Here is a 19,932-nt window from a genome sequence, read left to right on the forward strand (position 1 = left end):
TTACGGGCGTACCCTGGTGGGCGCCCGAACAATCGAAGTCACAGGGAGCCGGTCGTGTCCGCAGTCGCACCCGACGGACGCAAGATGCTGCGCCTGGAGGTCCGGAATGCCCAGACCCCCATCGAGCGCAAGCCCGAGTGGATCAAGACGCGGGCGAAGATGGGTCCCGAGTACACCAAGATGCAGGCCCTGGTGAAGGGCGAAGGACTGCACACGGTGTGCCAGGAGGCCGGATGTCCCAACATCTACGAATGCTGGGAGGACCGCGAGGCCACCTTCCTCATCGGCGGTGACCAGTGCACCCGGCGCTGTGACTTCTGCCAGATCGACACGGGCAAGCCCGAGGCGCTGGACCGCGACGAGCCGCGCCGCGTCGGCGAGTCCGTCGTCACGATGGACCTGAACTACGCCACCATCACCGGCGTCGCGCGCGACGACCTCGCCGACGGCGGTGCCTGGCTGTACGCCGAGACCGTGCGCCAGATCCACCAGCAGACGGCGGGCCGCGAGGCCGGCCACACCAAGGTCGAGCTGCTGGCCCCCGACTTCAACGCGGTGCCGGAGCTGCTGGAGGAGGTCTTCGCCTCCCGCCCCGAGGTCTTCGCGCACAACGTCGAGACGGTGCCGCGGATCTTCAAGCGGATCCGCCCCGGCTTCCGCTACGAGCGCTCGCTCGACGTGATCACCAAGGCCCGCGCCTACGGCCTGGTCACCAAGTCGAACCTGATCCTCGGCATGGGCGAGGAGCGCGAAGAGGTCTCGCAGGCCCTGAAGGACCTGCACGAGGCCGGCTGCGAGCTCATCACCATCACCCAGTACCTGCGGCCCTCGCCTCGTCACCACCCCGTCGAGCGCTGGGTGAAGCCGGCCGAATTCGTGGAGCTGGCGAAGGAGGCCGAGGAGATCGGCTACTCCGGCGTGATGTCCGGCCCGCTCGTCCGCTCGTCGTACCGGGCGGGTCGTCTGTACCAGCAGGCGATGGAGAAGCGCAGCAGTGGCGAGGCCGATCTCGACCGGGAGAACGAGAAGCGCGCGACCCTCTGACGAGGAGCGCAACCGTGCGTGTGAAGTCGCGCACAAAGTGCTACCAACGGGTAATCCCGCACCGACGCGGCCCCTAGGCTCTTTCCTGAGGAAAGAACCCGGCGGGCCGCGTCGGCGTATGCAACGTGTCAATCACATTTGACCGGCCGGTCACGCCCTGGTAACACCAGTCAGTGACGCTTGGTCCACGCACCGTACACACCGCCCACCTCCCCCCAGACGTGAGCATCGCGAAAGGGATCGACATCATGCAGGCCGCGCCAGTACGCGCAATCGCCATCCCGACGCTCTCCGACGCCTTCCGCGGCATCGAGTCCCTCCTCATGAGCGGGGCCCGCCGCAACGCCTGGACGGCCGTCCTGGAGGATCGCAAGAGGGCCAAGGACCGGGTCGAAACCGAACACGTACTTGAGGCCGCGGCTACCCGAACCCCGCAGGCCACGTAAACTTCGCTGTATGGCGAGGAAGTCAAACGCAGAGACTGCTGCGAACCCCGGGCGACTGAAGCAGATCGCCCTGACGTACAAGATGACGCGCAAGGCCGACCCGAAGGTCGGTCTGATCGTCGCGGGCGTGGGAATCGTCACCTTCGGTGTCTTTCTTGCGATCGGCTTCCTGATCGACCACCCGGTCTACCTGGGCATCCTGGGCTTCCTGGTGGCGTTCCTCGCGATGGCGATCGTCTTCGGGCGACGGGCCGAGCGGGCTGCCTTCGGGCAGATGGAGGGACAGCCGGGAGCGGCCGCGGCCGTACTGGACAACGTGGGACGGGGCTGGACGACCACCCCGGCCATCGCGATGACCCGGCAGCAGGACATCGTCCACCGCGCCGTGGGCAAGGCCGGCGTCGTGCTGATCGCCGAGGGCAACCCCAACCGCGTGAAGCCGCTGCTCGCGAACGAGAAGAAGAAGATGGCCCGGATCATGCCGGACGTGCCGGTCCACGACTTCATCGTGGGCACGGGCGAGGGCGAGGTGCCGCTCAAGAAGGTGCGCACCACCCTGCTCAAGCTGCCGCGCGTCCTGGCGGGCCCCCAGATCACCCAGGTCAACGACAAGCTGCGGGCCATGGGCGACCTCATGAGCAACATGCCGCTGCCGAAGGGCCCCATGCCCAAGGGCATGAAGATGCCGCGCGGCGGAAAGATGCGCTGACACGCCGACGCGCTCAGCTGATTTTCGTATACGAGACGGGGGTGCCCCCGAGCCGGCCGGCTCGGGGGCACCCCCGTCTCGTACCGCAACGTGTCAGATGCGGACCTGGACGGCGCGCGCGAGGCGGTCGTGGAGGCCGCGGCCGTCGCGGTCCCAGATCAGTGCGGGGATGACGAGGGCCAGCAGCAGCGTGCGCACGACCACCCGGACGATGCCGAGCCGGCCGCCGTCCTCGGCGACGACCCGCAGGCCCAGGGCCCGCTTGCCGGGGGTGAAGCCCACGGTGCCGACCGTCAGGATCGTCAGGGCCACGAAGAGCCCGAGGGTCCAGTTGCCCGCGGCGCCCAGGTTCCCGCCGGTGATCAGCCCGTACGCGATGAGCTGGCAGCCGATCCAGTCGAGGGCCACGGCCGCGATCCGGCGCCCGAACCGTGCCACCGAGCCGGGCCCCTCCTGCGGCAGGCCGAGCCGCTGGCCCGGATAGCCGAAGTCGACACCCATCTCCTCGGCGGCCGCCTTGGGGCCGGAGAGCCAGGATCCGATTGCCTGTCTGTTGTCCACCCGACCACGGTACCGGTGGCGCCTCACGGCACTCCGGCCGGACCCTGGTTAACTTGTGCGAAACAAATGGGTCATGCTTGGGAAATCCCGTCTGCTTATGGTCGGGTCAGCGTGCGGCACCGCACTGACGCACCACGAGCTATAAAGCCCGTCCCTCCCCCGGGGCCGGGAGTAGGAGGAGTTGGATGTTCCAGAACGCCGACGAAGTCAAGCAGTACATCGAGGAGAACGACGTCAAGTTCGTCGACGTCCGCTTCTGCGACCTGCCTGGTGTGATGCAGCACTTCACGATCCCGGCGCGGGCATTCGACCCGGCGGAGGAGCTCGCCTTCGACGGATCCTCGATCCGCGGCTTCCAGGCGATCCACGAGTCCGACATGGCGCTGCGCGCCGACATCACCACCGCGCGCCTGGACCCCTTCCGTCGCGACAAGACGCTGAACATCAACTTCTTCATCCACGACCCGATCACGGGTGAGGCCTACAGCCGCGACCCGCGCAACATCGCGAAGAAGGCCGAGGCGTACCTCGCCTCCACCGGCATCGCCGACACCGCGTTCTTCGGTCCCGAGGCCGAGTTCTACATCTTCGACAGCGTGCGCTTCGCGACCACCGCGAACGAGGGCTTCTACCACATCGACTCCGAGGCCGGCGCCTGGAACACCGGTTCCGAGGAGAACAACCGCGGCTACAAGGTCCGCTACAAGGGCGGCTACTTCCCGGTCGCCCCGGTCGACCACTTCGCGGACCTGCGCGCCGAGATCTCCCTGGAGCTGGACGCCCAGGGCCTCCAGGTCGAGCGCCAGCACCACGAGGTCGGCACCGGTGGCCAGGCCGAGATCAACTACAAGTTCAACACGCTGCTGGCCGCGGCCGACGACCTGATGCTCTTCAAGTACATCGTGAAGAACGTCGCCTGGAAGAACGGCAAGACCGCGACCTTCATGCCGAAGCCGATCTTCGGTGACAACGGCTCGGGCATGCACGTCCACCAGTCGCTGTGGGCCGGCGGCGAGCCCCTCTTCTACGACGAGGCCGGCTACGCGGGCCTGTCGGACACCGCCCGCTACTACATCGGCGGCATCCTCAAGCACGCCCCGTCGCTGCTCGCCTTCACCAACCCGACGGTGAACTCCTACCACCGCCTGGTGCCGGGCTTCGAGGCGCCGGTCAACATGGTGTACTCGCAGCGCAACCGCTCCGCCGCCATGCGCATCCCGATCACGGGCTCGAACCCGAAGGCCAAGCGCGTCGAGTTCCGCGCGCCGGACCCGTCCTCGAACCCGTACCTGGCCTTCTCGGCCCTGCTCCTCGCGGGCCTCGACGGCATCAAGAACAAGATCGAGCCGATGGAGCCGATCGACAAGGACCTCTACGAGCTCTCCCCGGACGAGCACGCGAGCGTCCCGCAGGTCCCGACCAGCCTCGAGGACGTCCTCAAGGCCCTGGAGGAGGACCACGAGTACCTCCTGGCCGGCGGTGTCTTCACCCCCGACCTCATCGAGACCTGGATCGACTACAAGCGCACGCACGAGATCGCCCCGATCGCGCAGCGCCCGCACCCGCACGAGTTCGAGCTGTACTTCGACCTCTAAAAATGCCTGATGGGAGGCCCCCCGCCACGCTCCACGGAGCGAGGCGGGGGGCCTTTCCGCTTTGACAGGCCGCCCGGGCGGAGTAAGGGTGGAAATGACCTAAAGGCCTCATAAGCGAGACATGTTCGGAGGTGCATGAGAATGCGCCGTAGGATCGTTGCGGCAGCCATGACCGGAGCCGCAGGTATAGCCATCGGTCTGCTGCCCGTCGCCGCCTCGGCCGCGGTCGTCACCGGTGGTGGCGGCGGCGGGAACGGCGGCTACGACTGCTACCGGTACCCCTCGAACCGCTCCGACGCCCGGTGGGACTACTGCTGCAACCGCGACTGGCGCGACCGGCCCAGCTGGTGCTGGGACAACGCGGGTGTGGGCGGCGACCGCGGTTACTGGCGCGACAGCAACTGGAACGACTCCGACTGGCGCCGCAACAACTGGCACGACGCGAACTGGAACGACTCCGGCCGCGGCGGCAACGGCAACTGGAACGACTGGGGCAACGGCCGCGGCGGCAACGGCGACTGGGGCAACGGCCGCGGCGGCGACGGCAACGGTGACTGGGGCGGCCGCGGCGGCGGCGGCAACGGTGACTGGGGCGGCGGCAACGGCGGTGGCGGCAACGGTGACTGGGGCGGCGGCGGTGGCGGCGGCAACGGTGACTGGGGCGGCGGCAACGGCGGCGGTGGCGGCAACGGCGGCGGTGGCGGCTGGGGTGGCGGCCGCTGAGCCCCTGACACCCGTCTGACCACGGAGGGCCGTGGGACCGGGGCGATGCCCCTGCTGCGCTGGTTCAGCGCAGCAGGGGCATCGCTCCTGTGAGGTCGCGCAGGCACAGGACCGCGAGCTCGGCGGGGGAGCCGGGCCCCGAGACCGGGGCGTCCGTCGCCGACCACAGCTCCAGCGCCACCCGGATGGCGTCCGTGGCCGCGGCGGCCAGCAGCCGTACCTCCCGCAGGTCCGCGTCCGGCCCCGCCAGCCTGCCGATCACCGGCACCAGGCCCTCCTCGGAGTCCTGGTTCACGCGGTACCAGACCGCGCGCAACGCCTGGTCGCCCGCCGCCGCGCGCAGCAGGCCGCGGGTCACCTCCAGGCCCTCCTCGACCGCCTGCGGGCCGCTCAGCGACCGGGTGACGGCACGCTCCAGCGCCTGGGCGAGGGGGGTTCCCGGATCCTCCTCCGCGAGCAGCGCGCGCCAGGCGTCGCCGCCGCCCGCCAGCAGCGGGGCCACGGCCTCCTGCTTGTTGCGGAAGTAGCGGTAGAAGGTGCGCAGCGCCACGCCCGCGCGGTGGGCGATGTCCTCGGCGGTGGTGCCGTCGGGGCCGTGCTCGGCGAACAGCTCGCAGGCGGCGCGGGCGATGTCGAGCTGCGTCGCCGCCTTGCGTCGCTCGGTCAGCGACTGGGCTCCGGGGCCGGCCTGGGGGGCGTACGGGCGAGGGGATTTCACGGGTGCAGCCTACCGTTCGCCTCTCTCAGGGAAGGCATTTTTTGTCAGCATGACAAAACGTGCCACTCCTTCGGTACGCTCACGCCATGAACCGTTACGAAGGACGACGCGTCCTCATCACCGGCGGCGGCTCCGGCATCGGCCGCGCCACCGTCCACCGCCTGCTCGCCGAAGGCGGCCGGGTCCACGTGGTCGACGTCAGCGAGGCCGGCCTCGCGGCCACCGCCGAACAGGCCGCCGCGGCGGGCCACGCCGACCGGCTCACCACCGCGCTCCTCGACATATCCGACGAGAACGCCGTCAGGGAAGGCGTCGCCGCCGCAGCCCGCGCCCTCGGCGGGATGGACGTACTCGTCAACGCGGCGGGCATCCTGCGCTCCGCGCACACCCACCGGACCACGCTCGACCTGTGGAACCAGATCATCGCGGTCAACCTGACCGGCACCTTCCTGATGATCCGCGAGTCCCTCCCGGCGCTGCTGGAGGGAGACCGGCCGGTCGTCGTGAACTTCAGCTCCACCTCGGCGTCCTTCGCCCACCCCTACATGTCCGCCTACGCGGCCAGCAAGGGCGGCATCCAGTCCATGACCCACGCACTGGCCGCCGAGTACAGCAAGCAGGGCCTGCGCTTCGTCAGCGTCGCACCCGGCTCCATCGAGAGCGGCATGACCACCGGCACCGGCCCCGGCCTGCCCGAGGACACCGACTGGTCCCTCTTCGCCAAGCTCGCCCCGGCCATCGGCCAGGGCTTCGCCGGCCCCGAGGCCGTCGCCGGCGTCGTCGCCATGCTCGGCTCCGAGGACGGTGCCTTCATCACCGGCACCGAGATCCGCATCGACGGCGGCACGCACTACTGACCGGGCGCGCCCTCAGGCACGGAACCGGTCCCACAGCCGGGGGAAGCGCTCCGCGAGCACGGCTTCGTTCTCGAAGTCCAGCGGGGCGCCCTCCGGCTCCGCCGCCTGCAACGGCACGCCCAGATCCGGGGCCACCGCCCCGGTCAGCTGCTCGTACGCCTCGTCGGCCGCGTACCCGAGCTCCTCGCCGTCCCCGTCGATCTCCTCGTCGAAGTCGCCCAGCAGCTCCGCGAGATGGTCCGGGTCGTGCACACCGCCCTCGAAGACCTCCCGCCCCTGCCCGATCAGCCAGCAGCGGAAGTAGTCGAAGGCGTCGTCGCTCGCCCCGTCGAGCAGCACCCAGGCCGCGCCCCACAGGTCCCACGTGTACGCCCGGTTGTACCGGGACTCGAAGTGCCGGGCGAAGTCCAGGACGGAGTCCGGATCGAGCTGCACCAGCCGCTCCACGAGCAGCTCGGCATGCTCCTCCGCGTCGCCGTCGGCGGCGTCGCGCGTACGGTCCACGATCTCCCAGAACTCCGTCTCGTCCATCACGGGATCCAGCATCATGGGTGGGGGCGCGCACCGCCACCGCGAGATTCCGCCGCGGGGGGCGGGGCCGGGGTGAGGGGGACCGATGGAAGGGACGACGCTCGGTGGCCGCTACCACCTGAAGCGCCGGCTCGGCAGTGGCGGGATGGGCGACGTCTGGGCCGCCGAGGACGAACGGATGTGCCGGCCGGTCGCCGTGAAACTCGTACGCATGGCGCCCGGCGCGGAGGCCGAGGAGGCCGAGCGGCGGTTCGCCCACGAGGTCCGCTCGCTGGGCAACCTGCCCCACCGGCACACGGTCACCGCGCACGACTGGGGCGAGGCCGCCCTGGCGGGAGGCCGCGTGCTCTACCTCGTGATGGAGCTCCTCCGCGGGCGGACGCTGGCCCAGGTGTTCCGGGAGGACCGGCCGCTGCCGTGGTACGACCTGGTGAACTGGGGCTGCCAGACGGCCGAGGCGCTGGCCGCGGCGCACCGCCGCGGCATCCTGCACCGGGACATCAAGCCGCAGAACGTCCTCCTCACCGAGACGGGCGTCGTCAAGGTCCTGGACTTCGGCCTCGCCAAGATACTGACCGACTCGCTCAGGGTCGGGCGGAGCACCGCGGACGGCAGTGCGATGGGCACCTTCGCCTACACGTCACCCGAACAGTGCGCCGGGTACGCCGACATCGGCCCCCGGACCGACCTCTACAGTCTGGGATGCATGCTGTACGAGGGGCTGACGGGGCGGCCGCCCTTCGCCGGGGAGCGGATCGCGCTGCTCTTCCAGCAGGTGCACACGCCGGCCCCGCCGCTGACCGCGGAAGCTGTCCCGGGCGTCCCCGAAGGCGTCATCGCGCTGGTGATGCGTCTGCTCGCGAAGGACCCGGCGGAACGCCCCGAGAGCGCTGCCCAGGTCGTGGCCGGATTACGTGCGCAACTGGACGCCCACGGCCCCGCCGAGGGGCACCTCCCGCCGGCTACGGCGCGGCTGCGCCGCCGGGCCGAGGAGGAGGCGGCCGTTCTGCGCGGCGAGGCCGAGAGGACCGCGGCGGAGATCCGCGAGAACGCGGAACGCGCCGCCGAGGCCCTGCACGAGCAGGCCCGGGCCGTTCTCGCACAGGCGCGTTCCGCCGCCGTCCGGGCCGTCGACGCCGCCGAGGAGGCCGTGCACGAGGCGCGCGCCCGGCGCGCCGAGGCGGAGGAGACGGCCCGCCGCACGGTGGCGTCCGCGCGCCGACGGGCCGACACCATCCTCGGGCGGGCCGTCGTCGGGGCCGTCGGCACCAGACTGAGGGCGTTGATCGAGGTGTGGGTCCGGCACCAGGAAGACGGTGCGCCGGGCAGCGGCCTGTGGGACAAGAAGCCCTCCCCTTCCGCCGTACGGCCCGGGGACGAGTCGGCGCCCCCGCCCCCGGAAGCCGGCGAGTACGCACGCAGGCTCCACGTCCGGATGCGGCACGGAGCCGTCCGCGCGGGCCTGCGTCGCCAGGGCGGCAGCCGCTCCGCGACGCCGCCGACCGGCACCGGGGGCACCGCGCGGGGAGAACCCGCCGAAACGCCGTGAGGCGGCCCGTCCCCTCCTGGGCGGGCCGCCTCACGGGCGGGTCGTACCGGTCTGGCGAGGCCTACAGGCCGTAGCGCTCCCGGGCCTCCTTGACCGCGGAGGCCGGAACCTCGCCGCGGCGGGCGAGCTGGGCCAGCGCGGCCACCACGATCGACTGGGCGTCGACGCCGAAGTGGCGGCGGGCACCCTCACGGGTGTCGGACAGACCGAAGCCGTCCGTGCCCAGCGAGGTGTAGTCCTGCTCCACCCACTGGCTGATCTGGTCCGGGACCTGACGCATCCAGTCGGACACGGCGAGGACCGGGCCGGCCGCGCCTTCCAGCGCGCGGGTGACGTACGGGGTGCGGACCTCGCCGCGCAGCAGCGCCTCGTCGCACTCCAGCGCGTCGCGGCGCAGCTCGCCCCAGGAGGTGGCGGACCAGACGTCGGCGGCCACGTTCCAGTCGGCGGCGAGCAGCTTCTGCGCCTCCAGGATCCAGTGGATCGCCGTACCGGAGGCCATCAGCTGGATCTTCGGGGCGTCCGCGGCCGGGGCCGCCTCCGCCAGGTCCGCCGCCGTGTTGAAGCGGTAGAGGCCCTTGAGGATGCCCTCTTCGACGCCCTCCGGCATCGCCGGCTGCACCTTCGGCTCGTTGTAGACCGTGAGGTAGTAGAAGACGTCCTCGGGGGTCTCGCCGTACATGCGGCGCAGACCGTCCTTGACGATCACCGCGATCTCGTACGCGAAGGCCGGGTCGTAGTTGAGCGACGCCGGGTTCGTGGACGCGATCAGGTGCGAGTGGCCGTCCGCGTGCTGCAGGCCCTCACCGGTCAGCGTGGTGCGGCCGGCGGTGGCGCCGACGATGAAGCCCTTGCCGAGCTGGTCGGCGAGCTGCCACATCTGGTCGGCGGTGCGCTGCCAGCCGAACATCGAGTAGAAGATGTAGAACGGGATCATCGGCTCGCCGTGCGTCGCGTACGACGTGCAGGCGGCGATGAAGTCGGCCATGGCGCCGGCCTCGGTGATCCCCTCGTTGAGGATCTGGCCGTCCTTGGCCTCCTTGTAGTACATCAGCTGGTCGCGGTCGACCGGCTCGTACGTCTGGCCCAGCGGCGAGTAGATGCCGGCCGACGGGAAGAGGGACTCCATACCGAAGGTACGGGCCTCGTCGGGGACGATCGGCACCCAGCGCTTGCCGGTCTCCTTGTCCCGCATCAGGTCCTTGACGAGCCGGACGAAGGCCATGGTGGTGGCCATCTCCTGCTTGCCGGAGCCCTTGAGCAGCGGGGCGAAGGAACGGTCCGCGGGGGCGGGCAGGGCCACGTGGTGGACCTTGCGGGCCGGGGCCGGGCCGCCGAGGGCCGCGCGTCGCTCGTTCAGGTACTGCACCTCGGGGCTGTTCGCGCCCGGGTGGCCGTACGGGACCTGGCCGTCGGCGAAGGCGCTGTCCGGGATCGGGAGTCCGAGCAGGTCGCGCATGCCCTTGAACTCGTCGATCGTCAGCTTCTTCATCTGGTGGTTCGCGTTCTTCGACTCGAACCCGGCGCCCAGCGTGTAGCCCTTGACGGTCTGCGCCAGGATGACCGTCGGCGCGCCCTTGTGCTCCAGGGCGGCCTTGTACGCGGCGTAGACCTTGCGGGGCTCGTGGCCGCCGCGCGAAGTGTGGAAGCACTCGGCGATCTTCGCGTCGGAGAGCAGGCCGCCGAGGGCGACGAGCTCGGCGTTGGCGCCGAAGAAGTGCTGGCGGATGTAGGCCACGTCGCGGGTCGCGTACGTCTGGAACTGCGCGTCCGGTACCTCGCGCAGGCGGCGTACCAGGGCGCCCGTGGTGTCGAGCTGGAACAGTTCGTCCCAGGCCGAGCCCCACAGGGTCTTGATGACGTTCCAGCCGGCGCCGCGGAACTGGGCCTCCAGCTCCTGGACCACGCGGAAGTTGGCGCGGACCGGACCGTCGAGGCGCTGCAGGTTGCAGTTGATGACGAAGGTCAGGTTGTCGAGCTGCTCGCGGGAGGCCAGGGCCAGGGCGGCGGTCGACTCGGGCTCGTCCATCTCGCCGTCGCCCAGGAAGGCCCAGACGTGCGAGTTGGCGGTGTCCTTGATGTTCCGGTTCTGCAGGTAGCGGTTGAAGCGCGCCTGGTAGATCGCGGAGAGGGGGCCGAGGCCCATGGAGACCGTGGGGAACTCCCACAGCCACGGCAGGCGCCGCGGGTGCGGGTAGGACGGCAGGCCGTTGCCGCCGGACTCCTGGCGGAAGTTGTCGAGCTGCTGCTCGGAGATGCGCCCGTCGAGGAAGGCGCGGGCGTAGATGCCGGGGGAGGCGTGGCCCTGGATGTAGAGCTGGTCGCCCGATCCGTCGGCCTCCTTCCCGCGGAAGAAGTGCTGGAAGCCGGTCTCGTACAGCCACGCGGCGGAGGCGAAGGTGGCGATGTGGCCGCCGACGCCGTACTTCGAGCCGCGGGTCACCATGGCGGCCGCGTTCCAGCGGTTCCAGGCGGTGATCCTGGCTTCCATCGCCTCGTCACCCGGGAACTCGGGCTCCGCGGCGGTGGGGATGGTGTTGACGTAGTCCGTCTCCAGCAGCTTCGGCAGGGCGAGGCCGGCGGCCTCGGCGTGCTGGAGCGTGCGGCGGAGCAGGTATTCGGCGCGGCGCGTACCGGCGGCCTGTGCGACGGCGTCGAGGGAGGCCGCCCATTCGGCGGTCTCCTCGGTGTCGCGGTCCGGGAGCTGGTCGAGCTCGCTCGGAAGCTTTCCTACGGGGTCGGACATCGCTGTGCGCCGCCTTCCGGACAAAGGAGAGGTGGTGAAGAAAATCCCTGACGGGGCAGGACAGGGTCGATGGACCTGGTTGAGGTCCGCGACGACTGTAAATCCCTGATCGATGATCGATCAAATAAAAGTGACGAAGAAACGTCGATCCGACAAAAGTCGGCACCGGGTGCCAGCGAAACGGGCACGCGGTGCCGGTCAAACAGGGGTAAAACGGTCACTCAGGCGCGGGGTGCGCACCCCAGGACGTGCCGCTTCACCAGCACGCCGATGTCCGGATCCCGACTGCGGAAGGCCTCGACGAGCGCCTCGTGCTCCTCCGCGTAGGACTTCTGGACGGTCCCCAGCCAGCGGATGGACAGGGCCGTGAACACCTCGATGCCCAGGCTCTCCCAGGTGTGCAGCAGCACGCTGTTCCCGGCCGCCCGCACCATCTCCCGGTGGAACCCCACCGTGTGCCGCACCTGCGCCGTACCGTCCGAGCTGCGGTCGGCCTCCCACAGGGCCGCCACGTGCGGCTCCAGCGCCGAGCAGTCGGCCGCCAGCCGCGGCGCCGCCAGCTCTGCGGCGATCTGCTCCAGACCGGCCCGGACCGGGTAGATCTCCTCCAGGTCGGCGGCGGAGAGGTTGCGTACGCGCACGCCCTTGTTCGGCGCCGACTCGATCAGCCGCAGCGTCTCCAGCTCGCGCAGGGCCTCCCGTACGGGGGTCTGGCTGACCTCCAGCTCCACGGCGATGCGCCGCTCCACGATCCGCTCACCGGGCTTCCAGCGCCCGCTGACGATCCCCTCCACGATGTGCTCGCGGATCTGCTCGCGCAGCGAGTGCACGACGGGTGGGGTGATCATCGGGGCTTCATCTCCTGGTGGGTGTGCAGGGACACGGCGGGGCCTGATGCGTAGACAATACGGCGGCGCCCCCGCCCGGGAGTATCCCGGACGGGGGCGCCGACAGTGAGGCTGGTTACAAGCCGTTCGGCTCAGAGACCGAGCTCGACCTCGAACTCGCCGGCCTCGAGGATCGCCTTGACCGCGGTGAGGTACCGGGCCGCGTCCGCGCCGTCCACCAGACGGTGGTCGTAGGACAGGGTCAGGTACGTCATGTCGCGGATGCCGATGTTGGTGCCCTCGGCGGTCTCGATGACCACCGGGCGCTTCACCGTGGCACCGATGCCCAGGATGGCGACCTGGTTCGGCGGCACGATGACCGTGTCGAACAGCGCACCGCGCGAACCGGTGTTGCTGATGGTGAAGGTCGCGCCCGACAGCTCGTCCGGCGTGATCTTGTTGCCGCGGACCTTGGCGGCCAGATCGGCGGTCGCCTTGGAGATGCCCGCCAGGTTGAGGTCGCCCGCACCCTTGATGACCGGGGTCATCAGGCCCTTCTCGGAGTCCACGGCGATGCCGATGTTCTCCGAGTCGAAGTAGGTGATGGTGCCCTCGTCCTCGTTGATCCGGGCGTTGACGACCGCGTGGGCCTTCAGCGCCTGGGCAGCGGCCTTGACGAAGAACGGCATCGGGGACAGCTTGACGCCCTCGCGGGCGAGGAAGCCGGCCTTGGCCTTCTCGCGCAGCTTCATGATCTTGGTGATGTCCACCTCGACCACGGAGCTGAGCTGCGCCTGCGAGTGCAGGGCCTTCATCATGTTGTCGCCGATGACCTTGCGCATGCGGGTCATCTTGACCGTCTGACCGCGCAGCTCGGACACCGCGGCGGCCGGGGCCTTGGCGGCGGGAGCGGCAGCGGCCGGAGCCGGAGCGGCGGCAGCGGCCTTGGCGGCCTCGGCGGCGGCCAGGACGTCCTGCTTGCGGATACGGCCACCGACGCCGGTGCCCGAGACCGCGGACAGGTCCACGCCGGACTCCGAGGCGAGCTTGCGCACCAGCGGGGTCACGTACGCGGCCTCGTCACCGGCGGACGCCGGGGCGGCGGCCGGAGCGGCCGGGGCCGCGGCCGGAGCCGGGGTCACCGGAGCCGGAGCGGCCACCGGGGCGGCGGCCTGGACCGGAGCCGGGGCGGCGGCCGGAGCGGCCGGGGCGACCGGAGCCGGAGCAGCGGCGGGAGCCGGGGCGGCGGCCGGAGCCTCGGCCGGAGCCGGAGCGGCGGCCGGAGCGGCAGCGGCAGGGGCGGCACCCGCAGCGCCGATCACGGCCAGGACGGTGCCGACCTCGGCGGTCTCGTCCTCGTTGATCCGGATCTCCAGCAGCGTGCCGGAGACCGGCGCGGGGATCTCGGTGTCGACCTTGTCCGTGGAGACCTCCAGCAGCGGCTCGTCGGCCTCGACCGACTCGCCGACGGCCTTCAGCCAGCGGGTGACGGTGCCCTCGGTGACGGACTCGCCCAGGGCGGGGAGCACGACGTCCGTGCCGGAGGCGGCAGGGGCGGCGGCCGGAGCCTCGGCGGCCGGAGCCGGGGCCGCGGGGGCCTCGGCGACGGGGGCCGGAGCGGCCGCGGGGGCCTCGGCGGCGGCCGGCTCGGCGGCCGGAGCCGCAGCGGCCGCCGGAGCGCCGGAGCCGTCGTCGATGACGGCCAGCTCGGCGCCGACCTCGACGGTCTCGTCCTCGGCGACCTTGATGGAGGCCAGGATGCCGGCGACGGGCGACGGGATCTCGGTGTCGACCTTGTCGGTCGAGACCTCGAGCAGCGGCTCGTCGGCCTCGACGCGCTCGCCCTCGGCCTTCAGCCAGCGGGTGACAGTGCCCTCAGTGACGCTCTCGCCGAGCGCCGGAAGGGTTACGGAAACCGACATGGTTTCTGTTGCTCCTTACGAAAGTGCGGAAGTGGTCGTCGCGCCCGGGACGAACTAGTCGTGGGAGTGAAGCGGCTTGCCGGCCAGGGCCAGGTGGGCCTCGCCGAGCGCCTCGTTCTGGGTCGGGTGCGCGTGGATGAGCTGCGCGACCTCGGCCGGCAGGGCCTCCCAGTTGTAGATCAGCTGGGCCTCGCCGACCTGCTCGCCCATCCGGTCACCGACCATGTGGACGCCGACCACGGCACCGTCCTTGACCTGGACGAGCTTGATCTCGCCCGCGGTCTTCAGGATCTTGCTCTTGCCGTTGCCCGCCAGGTTGTACTTGAGGGCCACGACCTTGTCCGCACCGTAGATCTCCTTGGCCTTGGCCTCGGTGATGCCGACGGAAGCGACCTCGGGGTGGCAGTAGGTGACGCGCGGGACACCGTCGTAGTCGATCGGGACGGTCTTGAGACCGGCCAGACGCTCGGCGACCAGGATGCCCTCGGCGAAGCCGACGTGCGCGAGCTGGAGGGTCGGGACGAGGTCGCCCACGGCCGAGATCGTCGGCACGTTGGTCTGCATGTACTCGTCGACCAGGACGTAGCCGCGGTCCATCGCGACGCCCTGCTCCTCGTAGCCCAGGCCCTGCGAGACCGGGCCGCGGCCGACGGCGACCAGCAGCACCTCGGCCTCGAAGGTCTTGCCGTCGGCCAGCGTCACGCGGACGCCGTTCTCCGTGTACTCGGCCTTGTCGAAGAAGGTGCCGAGGTTGAACTTGATGCCGCGCTTGCGGAAGGCGCGCTCCAGCAGCTTGGAGCTGTTCTCGTCCTCGACCGGCACGAGGTGCTTGAGGCCCTCGATGACGGTGATGTCGGAGCCGAAGGACTTCCACGCCGAGGCGAACTCGACGCCGATGACGCCGCCGCCCAGGACGATCGCGGACTCGGGCACGCGGTCCAGGACCAGCGCGTGGTCCGAGGAGATGATGCGGTTGCCGTCGATGTTCAGGCCCGGCAGCGACTTCGGCACGGAGCCGGTCGCCAGCAGGATGTGGCGGCCCTGGATGCGCTGGCCGTTCACGTCGACGGAGGTCGGCGAGGAAAGGCGGCCCTCACCCTCGATGTAGGTCACCTTGCGGGAGGCGACCAGGCCCTGCAGGCCCTTGTACAGGCCCGAGATGACCTCGTCCTTGTACTTCTGCACACCCGCGATGTCGATGCCCTCGAAGGTGGCCTTCACACCGAACTGGGCGGCCTCGCGAGCCTGGTCCGCGATCTCACCCGCGTGCAGCAGAGCCTTCGTGGGGATGCAGCCGTTGTGCAGGCAGGTGCCGCCGAGCTTGTTCTTCTCGATCAGGGCAACGTCCAGACCCAGCTGGGATGCGCGCAGCGCCGCGGCGTAACCGCCACTGCCACCGCCGAGGATCACTAGGTCGAAAACGGTGCTGGCGTCGTTCGCCACGTCACGTCCTCCATGCATGTGCGCCGGGCACCGGTCCTCTGTGACCGGGCGGCGGCTGGTAATCGGCCGCTGTTTCTTCGGCCCTGTGGTGGGGGCCCTGTCCTGCCGAGAACCCATCTTCGCATTTGTCGGGGGAACGCGGGACGCCGGGCCCACGTTGTGAGAGGGCGTTCTCTCCGAAGCGCGGGTTACCGCTGCGTAGAAACCTACGGATTTCGTTGTCGGCAGAACGCACCCCGGGACCCGACCGGGTCCCGGGGTGCGGTACGCGTCACACCGGGTGCGTCAGCCCAGGTCGCCCGTGGCCGTGCGCTCGGCCAGCCGCACCAGGGTGCGCACGGCCGAGCCGGTGCCGCCCTTGGGGGTGTAGCCGTGCGGAGCGCCCTCGTGGAAGGCGGGGCCGGCGATGTCGAGGTGGGCCCAGGTGATGCCCTCGCCGACGAACTCCTGCAGGAAGAGACCGGCGACCAGGCCGCCGCCCATGCGGACACCCATGTTCGCGATGTCGGCGGTGGGGGAGTCCATGGTCTTGCGCAGCTCGGCGGGGAGCGGCATCGGCCAGGAGGACTCGCCGACCTCCTCCGCGATCTCGTGGATCGAGGTGCGGAAGGCGTCGTCGTTCGCCATGATCCCGAAGGTGCGGTCGCCGAGGGCCAGCACCATGGCGCCGGTCAGGGTGGCGACGTCGACGATCGCGTCCGGGTTGTCCTCGGAGGCCTTGGTCAGCGCGTCGCCGAGGACCAGGCGGCCCTCGGCGTCCGTGTTGAGGACCTCGACGGTCTTGCCGCTGTACATGCGCAGGACGTCACCGGGCTTGGTGGCGGAACCGGACGGCATGTTCTCGGCGAGCGCGAGCCAGCCGGTGACGTTGACCCGCAGGCCCAGCTTCGCGGCCGCGACGACGGAGGCGAAGACGGCGGCGGCGCCGGCCATGTCGCACTTCATCGTCTCGTTGTGGCCGGCCGGCTTCAGGGAGATGCCGCCCGAGTCGTAGGTGATGCCCTTGCCGACGAAGGCCAGGGTCTTCTCCGCCTTGGGGTGCGTGTAGGTGAGCTTCACCAGGCGCGGCGGGTTCTCGGAGCCCTTGCCGACGCCCATGATGCCGCCGTAGGCACCCTTGACCAGTGCCTTCTCGTCCAGGACCTGGACCTTGATGCCGTTCTCCTTCGCGGCCGCGGAGGCGACCGCGGCGAAGGCCTCGGGGGTCAGGTCGTTCGGCGGGGTGTTCACCAGGTCACGGGCGACGTTGACCTCGGCGGCGACGACGGCGGCGCGCTCGGCGGCGGCCTTGTGCTCCTTGTCGCGCGGCTTGGCACCCAGCAGGGCCACCTCGGCGAGCGGCTGCTTCGGACCGGAGTCCTTGCCGTTGCCGGCCTTCTTCTCGCCGCCTTGGTAGGCGGTGAAGGCGTACGCGCCCAGCAGCGCGCCCTCGGCGACGGCGGTGACGGCGGAGGCGTCCTCCAGCGGGAGGGCGAAGCCGGCCTTCTTGCTGCCGTGCAGCGCGCGGGCGGCGGCGCCGGCGGCGCGGCGCAGCACCTCCTCGTCGAACGACTCGTCCTTCTCCGGGACGGAGCCGAGCCCCACCGCCAGCACGACCGGGACCTTGAGGCCTGCCGGGGCCGGCAGCTTGGTGACCTCGCCTTCGGCACCCGAGGCGCCGAGTGCGTCGAGGACACCGGCGAGCTTGCCGTCGAACGCCTTGTCCACGGCCTCGGCGCCCGCGGCGACGATCGCGCCCTTGGGGCCCTTGGCGACACCGACGACGAGGGCGTCGGCGCGCAGCGTCCCCGCGCCGGCAGTGCTGAGAGTCAGAGCAGTCACGGTGGTGAAGTCTCGCTTCCGTTTGTGTGTGTGGGCCGAGTGGGTGGACGGCCATCCGTAGCGATCGTATTCGGGGCCCGACGGCCGCCTGAAAGGAGCCTACGCGCACGGACTCGCCCGTACGTCACTCGAAGGTTTGGCAAGTTGTTCGATCAAGCAGCCATCAGGTTCACCCATCCGTGGACTCTGCTCCAGGTTTGCCCCGTAGACCTGACGAGGTCCGAAAGACTCGGTCCACTCTCGCAAGGGGACGCGGGGTTCCTTTGCATGATTTCCACAGTGCCTCCCCGGCCCGGCCGACCGCCAAGGGCCGTGTCGAGGGATGCCTGCGGGGGGAAAGGCCGAAATGGTCAACAAGAACCGGATGAACAGGCTGGCCGCCGTCATGGCCGCGGCTGCCCTGGTGTCCGTGGCAGTACCCGCCGCGACCGCCCAGGCGGCCGTGACACCACCGCGGATCGACCTCAAGGTGCTCGTCGTCGACGACGGCGGCAGCTCGGTCGAGGCGATCACCGCGGAGCTCCGGGACACCGGAGTGCCCTACACCCGCGTCCAGCTGGGCAGCGCGGGCCGTCCCGTCATCAACGCGGCGTTCCTCAGCGACACCGTCGACGGCCGGCCGCGCGCCAAGTACCAGGGCGTGGTCCTGCCCAACGAGAACCCCTTCGGCGAGGGCTCCGCCGAGATGGCCGCGCTCGCCGCGTACGAGACGACGTACGGGATCCGCCAGGTCGACGCCTACACCTGGGCGCACCCGGGCGTCGGACTGGAATACACCGACAACGGCGGCTACAGCGGACAGCTCGACGGCACCCAGGCCGCCGTCACCACCGCCGGCAAGGCCGGCCCGTTCGCCTACCTCGGCGGACAGGTCACCTTCGAGGACAATTCCGCCCTGGTCCCCGAGAGCTACGGGTACATGGGCAAGCCGCGCCCCGGCTACACCAGCTACGTCGACGCCCCCGTCGGCTCCGGCCGGGCCTCCCTCGTCGGCGAGTACGCCCACGACGGACGCAGCGAACTGGTCGTCACCTTCGGCTACAACCAGTACCAGCAGCAGTTCCGGCTGCTCGCCCGCGGCATCGTCGACTGGCTGACCCAGGGGGTGCACCTCGGCCAGAGCCGCAACTACTTCGCGGTCCACGTCGACGACGTCTTCGCCCCCGACGCCCGCTGGAACAAGGACCTCAACTGCACGCCCGGCGACTACGCCTGCGCGGGCGGCGAGGGCAAGGAGAGCACCATCCGGATGTCCGCCGCCGACGCCGTGTACGCGGCGCAGTGGCAGACCTCCAAGAACTTCAAGCTCGACATGCTCTTCAACGGCGGCGCCGGCGAGGAGTGGAAGGCCGAGAACGGCGGCGTCGACGCGCTGACCGCCCAGCTCGTCGCCGACCGCGCCAAGTACCGCTGGATGAACCACACCTACACCCACCCGTTCCTCGGCTGTGTCCAGAACACCGCCGTCACCCCGTGGACCTGTACGAAGAACGCCCAGGGTGCGATCCAGTACATGAGCCGCGCCGAGATCTCCGCCCAGATCCGGGACAACAACAACTGGGCGGCCTCCAAGGGCATCACTCTCGACAAGAGCGAACTCGTCACCGGCGAGCACTCCGGTCTCAAGACCGCTCCGCAGCAGCCCGTGGACAACCCCAACCTGGCGGGCGCCCTCGCCGACAACGGGGTCAAGTGGGCCGGCAGCGACAACTCCCGCGAGCCCGCCCAGCGAGCGGTCGGCGCGGCCCTCACCGTCCCCCGGCACCCGATGAACGTGTACTACAACACGGGCACCAACGCCGAGATGGCCGACGAGTACAACTGGATCTACACCAGCCGCGCCCACGGTGGAAGCGGCGTCTGCGAGGACAACCCGGCGACCTCCACCTGCCTGGCCGCCCCGCTGGACGTCAACACCGGCTACGTCAACTACATCGTCCCGGCCGAGGCGCGCACCGCCCTGCGCCACGTCCTGGCCAACGACCCGCGGCCGCACTACGTCCACCAGTCCAACCTCGCCGAGGACCGGACCCTCTACCCCGTCCTGAACCAGGTCCTCGACACCTACCGCGCGCTCTACGCTCCCAGCGCGCCGATCGTCAACCAGTCCATGAAGGACACCGGCGTCGAGCTCCAGCGCCGCGCGGCCTGGGACAAGGCCCTCGCCGACGGCAAGGTCACCGCCTACCGCATCGGCACGGACGTCACCATCAAGGCGCCCTCCGGAGTCGTCGCCCCGGTCACCGCCCCCAACGGCACCAAGAAGCAGATGCTGCTCGGCACGGCGGACTTCGGCACCGCCTACGCCGGCAACCGCTCCACCTGGACCGGCCCCGAGCTGCTGCAGAGCGCCGTCACGCTCAAGCTGCCCAGCTGACCGTCCAGCACGACACCACCGAGTAGCACCCAGCGCCGGCGCTCCGCGAACCCACGGGCGCCG

General features: G+C 70.5%; 16 protein-coding genes. 8 read left to right on the top strand and 8 right to left on the bottom strand.

Annotation, left to right across the window (positions count from 1 at the left end; genetic code table 11):
- Positions 1-54 precede the first annotated feature (54 nt).
- The 3 genes from lipA (at position 55) to IG86_RS0124320 (ending at position 2,199) form a co-directional block, all read left to right on the top strand.
- On the top strand, positions 55-1,044 hold the full coding sequence (gene lipA, locus IG86_RS0124310) for a lipoyl synthase (RefSeq protein ID WP_051785384.1): 990 nt from the start codon (positions 55-57) through the stop codon (positions 1,042-1,044).
- A gap of 248 nt (positions 1,045-1,292) precedes the next feature.
- Positions 1,293-1,490, top strand: a complete 198-nt coding sequence (locus IG86_RS0124315) for an SCO2195 family GlnR-regulated protein (RefSeq protein WP_030010916.1) — start codon at positions 1,293-1,295, stop codon at positions 1,488-1,490.
- Positions 1,491-1,500: 10 nt separating this feature from the next.
- Complete coding sequence (locus IG86_RS0124320) at positions 1,501-2,199, top strand: DUF4191 domain-containing protein (RefSeq protein WP_030654812.1); 699 nt, start codon at positions 1,501-1,503, stop codon at positions 2,197-2,199.
- 93 nt (positions 2,200-2,292) lie between these two features.
- Here IG86_RS0124320 and IG86_RS0124325 read toward each other — a convergent pair whose 3' ends face one another.
- Entirely contained in the window at positions 2,293-2,760 is a 468-nt protein-coding gene (locus IG86_RS0124325) for an RDD family protein (protein WP_030654814.1), read from the bottom strand.
- A gap of 185 nt (positions 2,761-2,945) precedes the next feature.
- Between IG86_RS0124325 and glnA the strand changes: the two genes are divergently transcribed.
- Positions 2,946-4,355: a type I glutamate--ammonia ligase gene (glnA, locus tag IG86_RS0124330; protein WP_030654817.1), complete on the top strand. Its 1,410-nt coding sequence runs from the start codon at positions 2,946-2,948 to the stop codon at positions 4,353-4,355.
- Positions 4,356-4,523: 168 nt separating this feature from the next.
- Positions 4,524-5,078, top strand: coding sequence for a hypothetical protein (locus IG86_RS43075; RefSeq protein ID WP_157854877.1), 555 nt, complete (start codon positions 4,524-4,526; stop codon positions 5,076-5,078).
- 64 nt (positions 5,079-5,142) lie between these two features.
- Here the strand turns inward: IG86_RS43075 and IG86_RS0124340 are convergent, their stop codons facing one another.
- Complete coding sequence (locus IG86_RS0124340; RefSeq protein ID WP_030899606.1) at positions 5,143-5,796, bottom strand: TetR family transcriptional regulator; 654 nt, start codon at positions 5,794-5,796, stop codon at positions 5,143-5,145.
- A gap of 86 nt (positions 5,797-5,882) precedes the next feature.
- Between IG86_RS0124340 and IG86_RS0124345 the strand changes: the two genes are divergently transcribed.
- Positions 5,883-6,653, top strand: coding sequence for an SDR family NAD(P)-dependent oxidoreductase (locus IG86_RS0124345; protein WP_030899608.1), 771 nt, complete (start codon positions 5,883-5,885; stop codon positions 6,651-6,653).
- Positions 6,654-6,665: 12 nt separating this feature from the next.
- Here the strand turns inward: IG86_RS0124345 and IG86_RS0124350 are convergent, their stop codons facing one another.
- Positions 6,666-7,184: a DUF4240 domain-containing protein gene (locus IG86_RS0124350; RefSeq protein ID WP_030828653.1), complete on the bottom strand. Its 519-nt coding sequence runs from the start codon at positions 7,182-7,184 to the stop codon at positions 6,666-6,668.
- A gap of 85 nt (positions 7,185-7,269) precedes the next feature.
- Here IG86_RS0124350 and IG86_RS40115 point away from each other — a divergent pair, with 85 nt between their 5' ends.
- Complete coding sequence (locus tag IG86_RS40115; RefSeq protein WP_051785385.1) at positions 7,270-8,733, top strand: serine/threonine-protein kinase; 1,464 nt, start codon at positions 7,270-7,272, stop codon at positions 8,731-8,733.
- A gap of 61 nt (positions 8,734-8,794) precedes the next feature.
- Here IG86_RS40115 and aceE read toward each other — a convergent pair whose 3' ends face one another.
- The 5 genes from aceE to IG86_RS0124380 form a co-directional block, all read right to left on the bottom strand.
- Positions 8,795-11,479 (bottom strand): pyruvate dehydrogenase (acetyl-transferring), homodimeric type, encoded by a 2,685-nt coding sequence (gene aceE, locus IG86_RS0124360; protein ID WP_030899612.1) that lies wholly within the window; start codon positions 11,477-11,479, stop codon positions 8,795-8,797.
- Positions 11,480-11,700: 221 nt separating this feature from the next.
- Entirely contained in the window at positions 11,701-12,324 is a 624-nt protein-coding gene (locus tag IG86_RS0124365; protein ID WP_030654838.1) for a GntR family transcriptional regulator, read from the bottom strand.
- A 134-nt stretch (positions 12,325-12,458) separates the two neighbouring features.
- A complete protein-coding gene (gene sucB / locus IG86_RS0124370; RefSeq protein WP_030899615.1) occupies positions 12,459-14,228 on the bottom strand; it encodes a 2-oxoglutarate dehydrogenase, E2 component, dihydrolipoamide succinyltransferase in 1,770 nt (589 codons plus the stop codon).
- A gap of 54 nt (positions 14,229-14,282) precedes the next feature.
- Positions 14,283-15,671 (bottom strand): dihydrolipoyl dehydrogenase, encoded by a 1,389-nt coding sequence (gene lpdA / locus IG86_RS0124375; RefSeq protein WP_030765666.1) that lies wholly within the window; start codon positions 15,669-15,671, stop codon positions 14,283-14,285.
- A gap of 285 nt (positions 15,672-15,956) precedes the next feature.
- Complete coding sequence (locus tag IG86_RS0124380) at positions 15,957-17,492, bottom strand: leucyl aminopeptidase (RefSeq protein ID WP_030828679.1); 1,536 nt, start codon at positions 17,490-17,492, stop codon at positions 15,957-15,959.
- Positions 17,493-17,838: 346 nt separating this feature from the next.
- Between IG86_RS0124380 and IG86_RS0124385 the strand changes: the two genes are divergently transcribed.
- Complete coding sequence (locus tag IG86_RS0124385; RefSeq protein WP_045936638.1) at positions 17,839-19,869, top strand: hypothetical protein; 2,031 nt, start codon at positions 17,839-17,841, stop codon at positions 19,867-19,869.
- Positions 19,870-19,932: the final 63 nt, after the last annotated feature.

Origin of the sequence: Streptomyces virginiae (genome assembly GCF_000720455.1) — a bacterium.
In the GTDB taxonomy this organism is placed as follows: Bacteria; Actinomycetota; Actinomycetes; order Streptomycetales; family Streptomycetaceae; genus Streptomyces; species Streptomyces virginiae.

Coding starts and splice junctions, on each gene's coding strand:
- IG86_RS0124315 (WP_030010916.1), top strand. CDS start 1,293: ATGCAGGCCGCGCCAGTACGCGCAATCGCCATCCCGACGCTCTCCGAC.
- IG86_RS0124320 (WP_030654812.1), top strand. CDS start 1,501: ATGGCGAGGAAGTCAAACGCAGAGACTGCTGCGAACCCCGGGCGACTG.
- glnA (WP_030654817.1), top strand. CDS start 2,946: ATGTTCCAGAACGCCGACGAAGTCAAGCAGTACATCGAGGAGAACGAC.
- IG86_RS43075 (WP_157854877.1), top strand. CDS start 4,524: ATGACCGGAGCCGCAGGTATAGCCATCGGTCTGCTGCCCGTCGCCGCC.
- IG86_RS0124345 (WP_030899608.1), top strand. CDS start 5,883: ATGAACCGTTACGAAGGACGACGCGTCCTCATCACCGGCGGCGGCTCC.
- IG86_RS0124350 (WP_030828653.1), bottom strand. CDS start 7,184: ATGGACGAGACGGAGTTCTGGGAGATCGTGGACCGTACGCGCGACGCC.
- IG86_RS40115 (WP_051785385.1), top strand. CDS start 7,270: ATGGAAGGGACGACGCTCGGTGGCCGCTACCACCTGAAGCGCCGGCTC.
- aceE (WP_030899612.1), bottom strand. CDS start 11,479: ATGTCCGACCCCGTAGGAAAGCTTCCGAGCGAGCTCGACCAGCTCCCG.
- sucB (WP_030899615.1), bottom strand. CDS start 14,228: ATGTCGGTTTCCGTAACCCTTCCGGCGCTCGGCGAGAGCGTCACTGAG.
- IG86_RS0124385 (WP_045936638.1), top strand. CDS start 17,839: ATGGTCAACAAGAACCGGATGAACAGGCTGGCCGCCGTCATGGCCGCG.